Origin of the sequence: Olsenella sp. DNF00959 (assembly GCF_001553055.1) — a bacterium.
In the GTDB taxonomy this organism is placed as follows: domain Bacteria; phylum Actinomycetota; class Coriobacteriia; order Coriobacteriales; family Atopobiaceae; genus Olsenella_I; species Olsenella_I phocaeensis.
In genome coordinates this window covers 319,602-332,709 of the sequence record NZ_KQ960123.1, presented here as the reverse complement: position 1 = coordinate 332,709, position 13,108 = coordinate 319,602, and the positions used below count along the sequence as shown (strand labels likewise).

The window sequence follows — 13,108 nt, the reverse complement described above, 5'->3', positions numbered from 1 at the left end:
TCGCCTAGTCCTCGAGCTCTCTATGCCCGAAGTGCCTCTTGAAGTCCAGATAGTAATGCGCCCAGAGCTTAGCCATGTTCCAGAGCCTCCGGGGGCTGTCGTCGTGCGCCCCGAAGAGCGTGGTGCCCACCCTGCCCTGGCGCATGAGCTCGAGCGCGCGGTCGCGGCCCGGCCCCTTCGCGGCGTAGCGGCACACGATGGAGCGGGGCACGCCCACCCAGAGGAACTCGTTGGTGGCGTGGACCGCGGGCCCGCGCCTGCCCTCGACGACGTCCGCCACCACGTGCTCGGCGAGGTTGTAGCCGGCCAGCGTGGTGAAGAAGCTGCTCCTCCCCTGGCGGGGGTTGAAGTCAAGGAGCTTGCAGCTGCCGTCGCGCTCGTCGTACTTCATGTCGATGTTGAAGTAGCCGAAGTAGTCGATGTGGCCCATCAGCCGCTCGACGGAGGCATAGATGTCCTCGTCCGCGTACGAGACGATGGCCGCATAGTTGCCGATGCGCATGGGAGCGCAGTCCTCGAGCACGGGATGCCCCAGCGAGAGGAGCGAGATCGAGCCGTCCTGGCGCACGTAGCCGTTCATGACGCGCATGTTGCCGTCGTCGCCGGGGATGAAGTCCTGGATCACGAGCTGCCCCTCGTAGCCCGAGGCGAAGGCTCGACGGATCGTCTTGGCCAGCATCTTGTCGTCGTCCAGGACGAAGGCCTTCTTCTGGCCCTGGAAGGGGTGGTTGCGCCAGGACGCGGCGTCGGTGGGCTTGAGCGCCACGGGGAAGCCGAAGGGCAGCTCGGGGAGCCGTCCCTCGTCCTCGGGGCCGATGGTCACCGTGCGGGGGTAGGGCACGCCCGCGCGCTCGCAGAGGGCGTAGAAGCGGGCCTTGTCGTTGAGCTCGTCGAGGACGCCCGGACCGGAGCAGATGCAGCGGTAGCTGGGGTCCAGCTCGGCCTTGTGGTTGGAGAGGAGCAGCGAGTAGTCGTCGCCGCAGGGTATGACCAGGGGGACCTTGCCCGCGAAGTCCGCCGCGTCGGCGTTGAGGAGCTCGACGAAGCGCGCGGGGTCGAGGATGTTGGCGTCGCAGCGCTGCTCGATAAACTTGGAGTCGCGTGTGGGGGTGAGGGGGAAGCTGCCGTAGCAGACGCTGGCCACGCCGTAGCGCTCCCAGAAGGCGCGCGCCATGCCGTAGGACCCGATCTCGGTTCCCAGGAGGATGGGCACGAAGGAAGCAGCGCCCCTCTCCCCCATTGCTGACCTGCCACCCTCCACAGCCTGCTCCGCCATCGCGCGCACCCGTCTCTCGTGCTTGTGCCTCGGCCCTGCCCAGGCGGCGCCATGCCACCCGCCTGCCGGCCGCCCGACCCTGCCCGCCCGCGTGGCGCGGGCCTCCGCATATTGTAGGCAGGCTGCGAAGGGGGCAGGGACAGTGCACCGTAGGAACAGAACTCCCTCCCACTCGCCTACAATCGTCCGGATGGGCGAGAGGCGCGTGCGCACCGGGGAGGAGCCTTCGTGAACAAGCCAATCCTGGGAATCATCGGTGGGGTGGGGCCCCTGGCCACCGCCTACTTCATGGAGGCCATCATCAAGAAGACCCCTGCGGCGAGCGACCAGGACAACATCCCCATGATCGTCTTCAACGACCCGCAGATACCCGACCGCACCGCCTACATCCTGGACCACTCGAACCCGAACCCCCAGCCTGAGATGTGCAAGGTCGCCCGCTGGCTCGAGGACGCAGGCGCCGACTACCTGGCCATTGCCTGCAACACGGCGCACTACTTCTATGACGCGATCAGCGACGCGGTGGACGTCCCCGTCCTCAACATCATGGAGGAGACCGCCAAGCGCATGGCACTCGACGTGGGTCGTGGCGGCAGGGTGGGCCTCATGGCGACCGACGGGACGGTCCAGTCCGGCGTCTTCCAGGGCTACCTCGCAGAGCGCGGGCTCGTCGGCGTGGTGCCCAGGGCCCAGACGCAGCGCAGGATCATGTCGCTGATCTACGACGGGGTCAAGGCAAACGCGCCCTACGACCCGGGCGAGCTCTGCGCCATTGCCGAGGAGCTGCGCCAGGAGGGCTGCGACGCCGTCGTGGTGGGCTGCACCGAGCTCTCTGTCATCTACCAGGACCTGGCAGAGCGCCCCACCTGGCTCTACGACTCCCTCGACGTGCTGGCGCAGCGCTGCGTCGACCTCTACCTCTGGGCGCGCGAGCGAGGCGGCGACATCGGCATGTAGGGGCGGCGAGAGACCCGCTCCCGCCGCCCCGCCTGGCCATCCGCCCCGCAGCGACGTCCCGACCACGGACGGAGGCCTCTCCCGCCCGCCCCTAGGGCAGGCGGCTGACGCCCTAGCCCTTCGCGCCGTAGCTGTAGCTGAAGTCGTAGGTGCGCAGGACGTTGTAGTCCTCGTCCATGAGCTCGATCTTGCCGCTGATGTCCTTGAGGGAGGCGAGCCCGTGGCCAACCTCGGCGCCATCATAGAAGACCTTGCAGTCGACGTAGGTCCCCGGCTTTGTCAGCTCGAAGAGGCCGATGGGCTCGCGCATCTCCCCGTTGATGGAGAAGCTCTCGGACTGCGACCAGATCCTGAGGCTCTTGTCTGAGTTGTTCTTGAAGTTGACCACGAAGCCGGGGTCGCCCGTAAAGTCGACGAAGACCTCGGTCATGCGGATGGTGGCGAGCTCGTCGTCTGCGATGAGGTAGTCCACGGCCTCGCTTGCCTTGTCGTCCGTGCTTCCGCCGCCCTTCGGCATGTCCTCCTTGACGAGGTCGCCCTTCTCGAACACCATCTTGGTGCCGTCCTCGTCGCCCACGAGCTTGCCGTCCTTGAGCTCGAGGCTGCTCGCCGCAGTCTCGCTGTCGTTGATGAGCACGGTCGTGTCGTCCTTGAGGCTCCACTTGAGGTCCTCGACGTCTCCGGCGAGGTCCATCGTCCCCGTGCCGTCCTCGACGAGCGTGATGCGGAAGTAGATCCCCAACCCGGTCATGTCCTCGAGCGTGAGGTCACCCAGGTCCTTGTCGCTGACCGAGACGGCGGTCCAGGTGCCCAGGAAGTCCGCCTTGGGGTCCTTGGAGGGCGCCACCGTCCCCATGCCCTTCGATGCGCCACAGCCCACGAGGGCGACGAGCGCGACGAGAACGACGAGGACACCCAGCCTCCTTGCCAGGGACGTGCGGATTGACGCGGCGTTCATCTTCCAACCTCCCATCCGTCGGGAACCCCATACCTGCGGGTCGACAGCGCGATGGGTGGGCCCATGGGGGCACGAGTCCCACGGTCGCCTAGGAGCTGGCGCCGCCTGCGCTTGCGGTGTCGGCCTCTGGGCCGATTATCCCATGGACGGTGGCCCCCCGGACTGGCCCCCGCGGCGGGTCGTGCGGCCGGGCGGTTCCGCGAGCCAAGCGGGACGTGGTAGCTCAAGACGGCCAGAAGATGGTGCTGGCCCAGCCGCAGGCGACACGGAGGCAGGCCGTCGCACCATGGCCAGCCACCCGGAAGAAGAAGGGGAGGCCCCGCCGAAGCGAAGCCTCCCCGTGCCGATCCGTTTGCCCGTGACGGCCGTCGCTGCCCGCAGGCTAGACGATCGGGCCGCCGCCCACGAAGCTGCCGGCGAAGTAGTAGACGCTCGTGACCTCGACACCGCCGTAGTTGGAGTGGATCATCTGCCCGTTGCCGATGCAGAGGCCCACGTGGGTCGTGGAGCCGGTGCCCCCGCCCCAGAACATGAGGTCCCCCGCCTTGAGGTTGGCCTGGTTGGTGGTGAAGCCGCCCCTCTGGAGCACCCAGCCGATCATCGAGTTGTTGTAGCCGTTTGACATGCGCTGGCCGCGGGGGATGCTGTAGCCGGCCTGCCGGTAGGCCCACCACACGAGGCCGGAGCAGTCGAACTCCTGGTTGGCGATGGCATTGCCCGCCCAGGAATAGCTCACGCCCAGCTGCGAGCGCGCCGCGGCGATGACGGCCGAGATGCCCGAGCCGTACGACTCGTCAGGCTGGGAGGCGGAGCCGCCGCCGGAGTTCGAGTTGGAGTTCGAGTTGGAGTTCGAGTTGGAGCTCGAGTTGGAGCTCGAGTTGGAGTTCGAGTTGGAGCTGGACCCGCCGTTGCCGGAGTTCGACCCGGTATCGGAGCTGGCGTTGGAGCTGGAGCCGTTATCGGAAGACCCGCCCTGGCCAGACTGGTTGTCGGACTGGGCCTGGCCACCGGACTGGGTGCCGGTGCCGGCGTCACTCTCGCCCTGCTGGGCGGCACGCGCGGCGGCCTCGGCGGCGGCCTTCTCGGCAGCGGCCTTCTCCGCGGCCTCGCGCTCTGCGGCGAGCTGGCGCTGGACCTCCTCGGAGAGCCCGTTCACGTACTCCTGCTGCTGCGACTGGAGGCTCTGGATCTGGCTGAAGCTCTGCTCGGACTGGCTGAGCAGCTCCTCCTGCTGGCTCTCCTCCTCCTGGAGGCGGTCCTTCTGCCCTTGCAGCTCGCCCTGGATGGTCCTCACCGCGTTGATGGCGTCGGTCTGGCTGGCCGAGACCTTGTTGGCGTAGTACACGCGCGAGACGAGGTCCTGGAAGTCGTTGGAGCCGAGCACGAACGAGAGGAAGTCGACGCCGCTCTTGTAGTTGGCCGCCATGGTCTGCGAGAGGGTGCCGCGCGCGACGCCGAGCTCCTGCTCCTTCGCGTCGATCTGCGACTGGGTCTCGCTCATTGCCGCGCGGGTGTCCTCCAACGAGGCCTGGGCGTCCTCGAGCTGCGAGAATGCCGTGGCGCACTGGCCCTGGAGCTCGTCCAGACGTGCGCGGGCGGAGTCGAGCTCGGTCTGGGTCTGGGCGGCGGTGTCCGCCGCGAAGGCGTGGGTCGGGACTGCGGAGAGTGCCAGGGTGAGGGAGAGGCTCAGGGCGACCCCCGACCTGACGACAGCGCGTGTCTTTTCCGTCATCTGTTTCCTCGCAATACTGTCTCTGGTGCGTTGGACGTGCGTTGAGGGCAGCAGTCGCGACCAGTCTATCCCCTTGCGGGAACGGGCGCCACGCCCTGCTGCCGGACGCGAGGAGCGCGCCCGCGACCGGAGGGTCCGGTCGCCATGGTTATCGGATTAGGTTAACGCAACTCGCACGACGTCAGTTCGTGGTCGCGACCGACTACAAAGAGTCAACATCCAGCCAAAGTAAGGTGGGGGACGTGAAGCCGGCGCTAGCGCTTGCGGGCCTCGAGCTCGCCCGCGAGCTCGCCCAGCCCCACGCCATAGCGCTCGAGCGTGACCAGCAGGTGGTAGACGAGGTCGCCTGCCTCGTAGCGGATGTGGTCGTGGTCGTCGTCCTTGCAGGCCATGATCACCTCGCTGGCCTCCTCGGCGAGCTTCTTCAGCAGCTCGTCTTCCTGGCCGGTGAGCAACCGCGCCGTGTAGGACTCCTCGGGGTCGCTCTCCCAACGGCCGTGGAGCGTGCGGGCAAGCGACTCCAGGGTCTGGCCGATGTCCGCTGCCCGGACGTTCGCGGTTCTCTCGCCCATTGCTCAGTCCTCCCCGTCGGACGGATGGGAATCGCCCGCATCGTGCCTGCCGTCGTCGCCCTCCCACGCGGACGCGCCCATCGGGGCAATGGCGCGGAAGAAGCAGCTCCGGTGGCCGGTGTGGCAGGCCGGGCCAGGGGAGTCGACCTCAAGGAGCAGGGCGTCCGCGTCGCAGTCGACCAGGACGCGACGGACCTTCTGGACGTTTCCGCTGGTGGCTCCCTTGTTCCAGAGCTCCTGGCGAGACCTGCTCCAGAAGCAGCTGGTGCCCGTCCCCAGCGTGAGCTCCAGGGACTCTCTGCTCATCCAGGCGAGCATGAGGAGCTCCCCGCTGCCCGCCTGCTGCACCACGGCCGGCACGAGGCCGCGCTCGTCGAAGGCGATGTCGAGCTCGTCCAGGTTGCGGAGCTCGACCCTCTCGCCCGCATAGGTCTGCGATTCCTCGTCCATCGTCCCTCCCTGGCGTCATGTCGCTCCTGCACGGCGGCGGCACGTCCCGGTGCCGACGCCCGACTGGGTCACTCTATTACACTTGCAGCCGACGGGAGCAAGGGGTAACGCAGTGGAAAGGAGCCCCATGAGGATCGAGGCCGAGGCAAGCTGCGACGTGCTGGTCGTGGGTGGGGGCATCGCGGGGACCCAGGCCGCGGTCGCCGCAGCGAAGGAGGGGGCCCGCGTGACCCTGGCCTGCGCCGGACCGACCTTCTCTGGCTCGAGCTTTGCCGGGAGCACCTGGGGCGTGGGCCTCGTGGGGCCGGACGGCGCGGATGACGTGGACGACCTGGCCCGCGCCATCCGCGAGCTGGGCCAGGGCATGGCGGACCCGGTGCTCGCGCGCGCCCTGGCGGCGGGCATCCCCGACGCCGTCGAGAGACTCGAGTCCCAGGGGGTGGCGCTGCGACGGCCCGCGGACGCCGGCGAGCGAGAGTACGTCCCCTGCTTCGACAGCCACCGCAGGCTCTGGCGCGGCCTGGAGCGCGCGCCCTACCGCGAGGCCGTGGGCAGGGAGCTCGCGCGGCTCGGCGTGGGGCTCCTCCCCCACTGCGAGCTCGTGGAGCTCGTCGAGGAGGGCCAGCGGCGCGTCGACCTGGACGCCATGGCACCGGAGGCGACCGACACGACGCCGGGCGCGGGGGCTAGCATCGCCGGGGCCCTGCTCTTCGACGCCAGGGACGGCCGCGCCTTCTGCGTCCACGCCCCCTCCGTGGTGCTCGCCACGGGCGGCTGCGCCGGCCTCTTCGCGGGCTCCCTCGCGGGAGCCGGGACGGACGGCACGGGCCATGCCCTGGCGCTGAGGCATGGCGCCATCCTCACCAACCTCGAGTTCCTCCAGGTCATGCCCACAATCGTCTCGCCCGTGAGGGGGGTGGTCTTCAACGAGAAGAGCTTCCGCTGGGCCCGCGTCGACGAGCTCGAGCGCAGGAGCCCCGACGACTGGGGACGGCTCCTCGAGCTGCGCGCGGGGCACGGCCCCACCAGCGCGCGCGTTGGTGACCACGACGTGGACCTCGCCCTCGCCTCGCCCCAGGGGGCAGGGCTTCGCTACGAGGGACTTCCCGACCCTCTGCCCGAGTTCGTCGAGTCGTTCTTCTCCTGGCTCGAGGGCCGTGGTGTGGCACGCGGGGACGAGCTCCGCGTGGGGCTGGCCGCACAGGCGAGCAATGGCGGGATCCTGATCGGGACGGACGCGGGGGTCGTGGGCATGCCGGGCCTCTTTGCCTGCGGCGAGTGCGCCGGAGGCATGCACGGCGCCGACCGCATCGGCGGCCTGGCGAGCGCGAGCTGCCTCGTGTTCGGACAGGCGGCGGGCGCGGGCGCCGCACGGCGGGCCCTGGGCAGCGAGCGCGTGGCGGCGGCTGGTGCGGGCGAGGCGCTGGAGCTGAGGTCGAGCTCCTCTCCCCTGGCGCCCAAGGCGGCGCGGGAGCTGCGACAGGTCATGGCCGAGGGCTGCCTCTTCCCCCGCGACGCCCATGGCCTGGGACACGTGCTGCACGCGCTGGGAGGGTTGCGCGGGGAGCTCGCGGTGACCTCGACCGCGTCCGTTGACGCGCGTCGCATGGCCCAGACCGCCCAGGTTCGTGCGGAGCTCCTCTGCGCCGAGGTCATGGCCCGCATGATGCTGGAACGCGCCGAGAGCCGCGGGAGCCACTTCCGGGCGGACTTCCCCGAGGAGCGGGACGAGCTCGGGAGTCCCCTGCGAGCGCAGCTGGGTCAGGGCCGGCTGGAGCTCAGACTTGCTGGAGGGTCTTCCTAGGCGGCGCATCGTTCAGAACGCGCCCGAGCCGGCAGGATCTTGCGAACTCGGGCGAGTCCTGAACGGTTGGGGCATCTAGAGAGAGCCTGATGCGGGAAGAACCCAGCTGGGTCGAAGGGAGGGCATCGCATTCCCCTCGTCGTCCCATACATGTCCGAAGGGAAGCAGCGACTCCCTGAGCAGGGTCCTCTTGCCCTCCTTGGAAGGGGGCAGCACCAGGTCGCGCCCGCGTAGGTGTCGATTCAGCCTCCTTGCGAGCTCGGTCGCAGCCGCCTGGTTTCTAAGCTGGCCAATCCCCACGAGCTCGACTCGCCAGCCGTCGCGCCTGAGGCCAAGGACCCTCGACAGGTCACGCCCAAACTCCCCGTGGTACTCCCTGCCAAGATATTCCATGGCGACCCGCCTCTGAGGCCACGAAAGGTCGGGGGAGCAGCGCCGCTGGCCCACGATCCGTGCGGCGCCGGGGCTCAGCGTCAGCTGGCCGTTGAGGATGGGGCGGGGCAGCCCGTAGCCTCCCCAGCGGGTCGGGAGGCACAGGAGCAGCGCCAGGGAGCTTTCCATGGGCGAGGCGGAACCGTCGATGACGAGCCCCGCCGCGCGCCGGGCCTTGGCGACGCCGCGCGTTGCATGCACCGCGTCCAGATAGGCGAGCAGGCCAGCCCTCGAGCAGAGAGGGGGCCTGTCCAGGAAGCCACGGCGGCCCTCCGCCAGGGAGTAGTGCCCGCACAGCTCCATGCCCAGCCGCAGGAGGTCGACGGGAGAATGGCTCCCCGCAAGCTGCAGGAAACAGAGCTCGGGGACGCAGACGTAGACGTTCGGGGCGAGCTCGGAGAAGCTCCGGCGCGGCAGCTCGCCCGACAGGCAATGGCAACGAACGCCGGAGCCGTTTCGGCGCTGGCCCTGTGACGCGACGAGAAGGTCGACCGGGCGCCCTCGTCGCAAGATTCCCAGATTCCGCAGCGATTCGAGTGTCGCTGACCCGGCACGGGCGTCCCCAAGCCCCCTGGTGCAACGTGACGGCGGCCTTCTGCCCCGGGCGGCATGCTCGGCCCAGAACCACAGGGCGCTATGGTGGCTCACGTAGACGCTCGTCCCTCTCCCCTCCTCGTGTCGGGCCTCAAGGTGCCGTCACGATAGGCGGGGGGACCACCACCAACAAGGGCGCGGAGGGTCGTTTCGGCCAACGTGGCCTTGGGTGGCAGCTAGAAGGGCCTGCATGAGTTGGCCAATCGTTCAGAACTCGCCCGAGTTCGCAAGATTCTGCAATCTCAAGCGAGTCCTGAACGGTAGCCACGCGACAAGTCCGCCCCGACGGCGTCCGGCCCGAGGAGGGCCTGGGGAGAGGCGCCTCCCTCCTCCCTAGAAGTCCAGGCGCACGGGGATGCCCTGGGCTGCCATGTACTCCTTGACCTGCCGGATACTGTAGGTCCCGAAGTGGAAGACGCTCGCCGCCAGCACGGCGTCGGCCTCCCCCTCGATGACGCCCTCGGCGAAGTGCTCCAGGCTGCCCACACCGCCGGAGGCTATGACGGGAATCCGCACGGCACGGGCCACGGCGCGCGTAAGAGCCAGGTCGAAGCCCTCCTTTGTGCCGTCCCGGTCCATGCTCGTGAGCAGGATCTCTCCCGCGCCGCGGCGCTCCACCTCGCGCGCCCACTCGATGGCGTCGAGCCCCGTCGCCGCGCGCCCGCCCGCCACATAGACCTCCCAGCGGTCCTGGGCTCCCACGCGCCGGGCGTCGATGGCGCATACCACCGCCTGGCTGCCAAAGGCCGAGGCGGCGGCCGAGACCAGCCCGGGGTCGCGCACGGCCGCGGAGTTGACCGAGACCTTGTCGGCCCCCGCGGCGATCATCCGCCTCATGCCCGCGACGTCCCGGAAGCCCCCGCCCACGGCATAGGGGATGCGCAGCTCCTCGGCCGCGCGGGCGGCAAGGCCCACGGTGGTGGAGCGGTCGTCCGAGGTGGCCGTGATGTCCAGGAAGACCACCTCGTCGGCGCCCTCGCGGTCGTAGGCGCGCGCCAGCTCCACGGGGTCGCCGGCGTCGCGCAGCCCCACGAAGTTGACGCCCTTCACGACGCGCCCGTCCTTCACGTCCAGGCAGGGGATGACCCTCTTGGTCAGCATGCCGGGCCTCCGTCCTCGTTCTGGCGAGAGGGGCCTGGGCACGCGACCGCCAGGGCCTCCTCCAGCGTGAAGCTTCCCTCGTAGAGGGCGCGCCCCACGATGGCGCCCTCGACCACGTCCCCGCCCGCCGTCGCGAGGGCGCGCAGGTCGCCCAGACCCGCGATGCCACCCGAGGCGACCACGGGAAACCCGGCCACCTCTGCCGCGTGGCGGTAGAGCCCCAGGTCGATGCCGGTCTGCATGCCGTCGCGCGCGACGTCCGTGAGCACCAGGTGGCGGTAGCCCATGCCCGCGAGCTCGACGAGGAGCTCGTCCAGGAGGAGTCCAGCACCGTCGCGCCAACCGTTGACGCGCACCCAGCCGTCCTCCGCGGCGACGTCGGCCACCACGAGCCCGCCGAAGTCGCGAGCCGCCTGGCGGGCGAAGGCCGGGTCGCGCACCAGGGCCGTGCCCAAGGCGACGCGGCTCGCGCCGGCGCTCACGAGCCGCTCGAGGTCCGCGAGGCACCTCACGCCTCCACCCGCGTCGACCCGGATGCCCTCGACGGAGCAGATGCCCGCGATGGCCCGGCGGTTCGCCTCGCGCGCGGCCTCGTCCTCCTGGAAGGCGGCGGAGAGGTCCACCACGTGGACCCAGTGGGCGCCACGCGCCGCGAAGTCGCACGCGACGGCGACGGGGTCGTCGTAGTAGACGTCCATGCGCGAGCGCTCGCCCCGCTGCAGGCGCACGACCCTGCCGCCCACGAGGTCTATGGCTGGGAAGAGGATCATGCCAGCCCCCCCTATCCTCGTACGACGCTCACGAAGTTCGCGAGCAGCGAACGGCCCGCCCGCGAGGACTTCTCGGGATGGAACTGGAGGCCAAAGACGTTGTCCGACCACACCCCCGAGGCGAAGCTGCGCGCGTAGTGGGTGCGCATCACCACGATGCCCTCGTCCACGTCGTCTGCCAGCGCATACGAGTGCGTGAAGTAGAAGTTCGCCCCCTCGGGCACGTCTGCCAGGAGCGGGCAGGTCCGCCCCAGCTCGCTGAGGTGCGCCTGGTCCCAGCCCACGTGGGGCACCTTGAGGCGCTTGGACTCCAGACGGGTCACCGAGCCCTCGAGCACACCCAGGCCGGGGACCCACTCACCGCCCCAGCTGGAGGGTCCATCCCTCCTCTCGCTCCCTCGCGAGAAGAGCAGCTGCATGCCAAGGCAGATGCCCAGGAAGGGCACGCCGCGACCGATGGCGGCCACGATGGACTGCACCTGGCCGCTGGCAAGCAGCTGACCCATAGCGTCCTCGAAGGCGCCGACGCCCGGAAGCACGACGCCCGCGGCGCCGTCCACGTCGCGTGCCTCGTCGCTCACCACGACCGATGCGCCCACCTCGGCGAGCGCCCGTTCGACGCTGCGGAGGTTGCCCTCGTGATAGTCCACGACGACGATGCGCCCCTCCCCGCCGGACATCAGAGGCTCCCCTTGGTGGAGGGGATGCCCTCGACGCGCGGATCTGGCTCCACGGCCGACCTCAGGGCCCGGGCGAAGGCCTTGAAGCAGCACTCGAGCAGGTGGTGCGCGTTGCTCCCATCTAGCTCCCTTATGTGCAGCGTCATGCCCGCCTCGCGGGCGAGCCCCACGAAGAACTCCTGTCCCAGCTCGGTGTCGAAGCTCCCCACCTTCTGCGCCGCGATGGGAAGCTCCCAGTAAAGCTCGCCCCTGCCGCTGAGGTCGATGGCCGCCAGGACCAGGGACTCGTCCATGGGCACCAGGGCGTCGCCGAAGCGGCGGATGCCGGCCTTGTCTCCCAGGGCCTCCGAGATGGCCCTCCCCAGCACGATGCCCACGTCCTCCACCGTGTGGTGGTCGTCCACCCAGCTGTCGCCCTCCGCCCTCACGCGCAGGTCGACGAGGGAGTGCCTGCCCAGGGCGCAGAGCATGTGGTCGAAGAAGCCGACGCCCGTCTTGACGTCGCAGGTCCCCGTCCCGTCCAGGTCCAGCTCCACCTCGATCTTCGTCTCGCCCGTGCTGCGGGACACGCTGGCACGTCTCTCCATCGTTCCTCCTTGGGTGTGGTCGGGGCAAGTGGGTGTGGTCGGGGCAGGTTCGGGGGTCAGGGGTCGTCGGGGGCCAGAGCCAGGGTCAGGGGAGAAGCTCCCCCATCGCCTGCAGGAAGGCGTCGTTCTCCTCGGGCGTCCCTATGGTCGCCCGCAGGCAGTCGGAAAGGCCGGGCGCCCGCGAGAAGTCGCGGACGAGCACGGAGCGCTCGTCTCTCAGCCGCTCCCAGAGCACGTGCGCCGACGGGACGCGCAGGAGCAGGAAGTTGCCCTGGCTGGGCCAGACCTCGACGCCGCGGCCCGCGAGGCGGCGCAGCCCGTCGAGCACACGGGCGCGCTCGCGGCGGATCAGCTCCACGGACGGGGCGAACTCGTCCCTCCTCCTGACGCAGACCAGGGCAGCTGCCTGCGAGAGCACGTTCACGGAATAGGGCTGGCGCACCGCGTTGAGCGCCGCGACCACGCCCGGCGACGCAAGGACGTAGCCCACGCGGGCACCCGCGAGCGCGAAGGCCTTCGAGAAGGTGTGCAGGACGACGAGGTTGTCGAACTCGCCCAGGAGCGGCTCCGAGCTCTGTCCCGCGTCGGCGAACTCCATGTAGGCCTCGTCCGCCAGCACCAGGCCGGGGCAGGCGCCGCAGAGCTCGCGCACCAATCCGGGTCGGGCCAGGTTTCCCGTGGGGTTGTTGGGAGAGGTGACCACCACCACGCTCGCTCCGCGGGCGGCGTCGACCAGAGCCGCCTCGTCGAGGGAGAAGTCCGCGGGGTCGCGCGGCACGTCGACGACCTCGGTCTCGGCAAGCTCCGCATAGAGGCGGTAGACCGAGAAGGACGGAGGGCAGTCCACGAGGGTGCGCCCGGCGCCGCCGAAGGCCACGAAGAGGTTGAAGAGGAGCTCGTCCCCCCCGTTGCCCACGCAGACGCGCTCGGGCGCCACGCCGTGCCAGAGCGCTATCTCCTGCCTCAGCTCGTCGCTCAGGGGCCGGGGATAGCGGTTGGTCGCCGTGCGGGCGAGCGCCTGTCCCAGCTCTGCGGCCACGCCAGGAGGGAGGCCGAGGCCGTTCTCGTTTGCGGAGAGGTTGACGCGGACCGGCGCGAAGGCGGGGTCATAGGGCTCGAGCGCCGCGGCCGAGGGCCTGAGCGCGGACCTGAGGGCGTCGTCGATGGCAGCCATGCCGTCACCTCCCGTGCTTTG

At 69.8% G+C, this 13,108-nt stretch carries 13 protein-coding genes; 2 read left to right on the top strand and 11 right to left on the bottom strand.

Annotation, left to right across the window (positions count from 1 at the left end; genetic code table 11):
* Positions 1–4: 4 nt before the first annotated feature.
* Positions 5–1,276, bottom strand: a complete 1,272-nt coding sequence (locus tag HMPREF1868_RS01430; protein WP_156439370.1) for a carboxylate--amine ligase — start codon at positions 1,274–1,276, stop codon at positions 5–7.
* A gap of 228 nt (positions 1,277–1,504) precedes the next feature.
* Here HMPREF1868_RS01430 and HMPREF1868_RS01425 point away from each other — a divergent pair, with 228 nt between their 5' ends.
* Positions 1,505–2,233, top strand: a complete 729-nt coding sequence (locus HMPREF1868_RS01425) for a cysteate racemase (RefSeq protein WP_062529748.1) — start codon at positions 1,505–1,507, stop codon at positions 2,231–2,233.
* A gap of 112 nt (positions 2,234–2,345) precedes the next feature.
* On the opposite strand, the gene HMPREF1868_RS01420 is transcribed toward HMPREF1868_RS01425, so the two are convergent.
* From HMPREF1868_RS01420 to hisI, 4 genes are all read right to left on the bottom strand, one after another.
* Positions 2,346–3,191, bottom strand: coding sequence for a hypothetical protein (locus tag HMPREF1868_RS01420; RefSeq protein WP_062529746.1), 846 nt, complete (start codon positions 3,189–3,191; stop codon positions 2,346–2,348).
* Between the two features lie 382 nt (positions 3,192–3,573).
* Positions 3,574–4,923, bottom strand: a complete 1,350-nt coding sequence (locus tag HMPREF1868_RS01415) for a C40 family peptidase (RefSeq protein WP_062529744.1) — start codon at positions 4,921–4,923, stop codon at positions 3,574–3,576.
* A gap of 254 nt (positions 4,924–5,177) precedes the next feature.
* Positions 5,178–5,495 (bottom strand): phosphoribosyl-ATP diphosphatase, encoded by a 318-nt coding sequence (gene hisE / locus HMPREF1868_RS01410; protein WP_009277844.1) that lies wholly within the window; start codon positions 5,493–5,495, stop codon positions 5,178–5,180.
* Positions 5,496–5,498: 3 nt separating this feature from the next.
* Positions 5,499–5,945, bottom strand: a complete 447-nt coding sequence (hisI, locus tag HMPREF1868_RS01405; RefSeq protein WP_062529742.1) for a phosphoribosyl-AMP cyclohydrolase — start codon at positions 5,943–5,945, stop codon at positions 5,499–5,501.
* 127 nt (positions 5,946–6,072) lie between these two features.
* Here hisI and HMPREF1868_RS01400 point away from each other — a divergent pair, with 127 nt between their 5' ends.
* The gene (locus HMPREF1868_RS01400) at positions 6,073–7,749 is read left to right on the top strand and encodes an FAD-dependent oxidoreductase (RefSeq protein ID WP_062529740.1); all 1,677 of its coding nucleotides are present in this window, start codon (positions 6,073–6,075) and stop codon (positions 7,747–7,749) included.
* A 75-nt stretch (positions 7,750–7,824) separates the two neighbouring features.
* Here the strand turns inward: HMPREF1868_RS01400 and HMPREF1868_RS01395 are convergent, their stop codons facing one another.
* The 6 genes from HMPREF1868_RS01395 to hisC form a co-directional block, all read right to left on the bottom strand.
* Entirely contained in the window at positions 7,825–8,691 is an 867-nt protein-coding gene (locus tag HMPREF1868_RS01395; RefSeq protein ID WP_156439369.1) for a hypothetical protein, read from the bottom strand.
* A 417-nt stretch (positions 8,692–9,108) separates the two neighbouring features.
* Positions 9,109–9,876: an imidazole glycerol phosphate synthase subunit HisF gene (gene hisF / locus HMPREF1868_RS01390; RefSeq protein WP_062529736.1), complete on the bottom strand. Its 768-nt coding sequence runs from the start codon at positions 9,874–9,876 to the stop codon at positions 9,109–9,111.
* Entirely contained in the window at positions 9,870–10,646 is a 777-nt protein-coding gene (locus HMPREF1868_RS01385; protein ID WP_062529734.1) for a 1-(5-phosphoribosyl)-5-[(5-phosphoribosylamino)methylideneamino]imidazole-4-carboxamide isomerase, read from the bottom strand. Before HMPREF1868_RS01385 ends, hisF begins: the two co-directional genes overlap by 7 nt.
* An 11-nt stretch (positions 10,647–10,657) precedes the next feature.
* The gene (gene hisH / locus HMPREF1868_RS01380; RefSeq protein WP_062529732.1) at positions 10,658–11,326 is read right to left on the bottom strand and encodes an imidazole glycerol phosphate synthase subunit HisH; all 669 of its coding nucleotides are present in this window, start codon (positions 11,324–11,326) and stop codon (positions 10,658–10,660) included.
* The gene (hisB, locus tag HMPREF1868_RS01375) at positions 11,326–11,913 is read right to left on the bottom strand and encodes an imidazoleglycerol-phosphate dehydratase HisB (RefSeq protein WP_062529730.1); all 588 of its coding nucleotides are present in this window, start codon (positions 11,911–11,913) and stop codon (positions 11,326–11,328) included. The genes hisH and hisB overlap by 1 nt, the downstream gene beginning before the upstream one ends.
* A gap of 85 nt (positions 11,914–11,998) precedes the next feature.
* Positions 11,999–13,087: a histidinol-phosphate transaminase gene (gene hisC / locus HMPREF1868_RS01370; RefSeq protein ID WP_062529726.1), complete on the bottom strand. Its 1,089-nt coding sequence runs from the start codon at positions 13,085–13,087 to the stop codon at positions 11,999–12,001.
* Positions 13,088–13,108 lie beyond the last annotated feature (21 nt).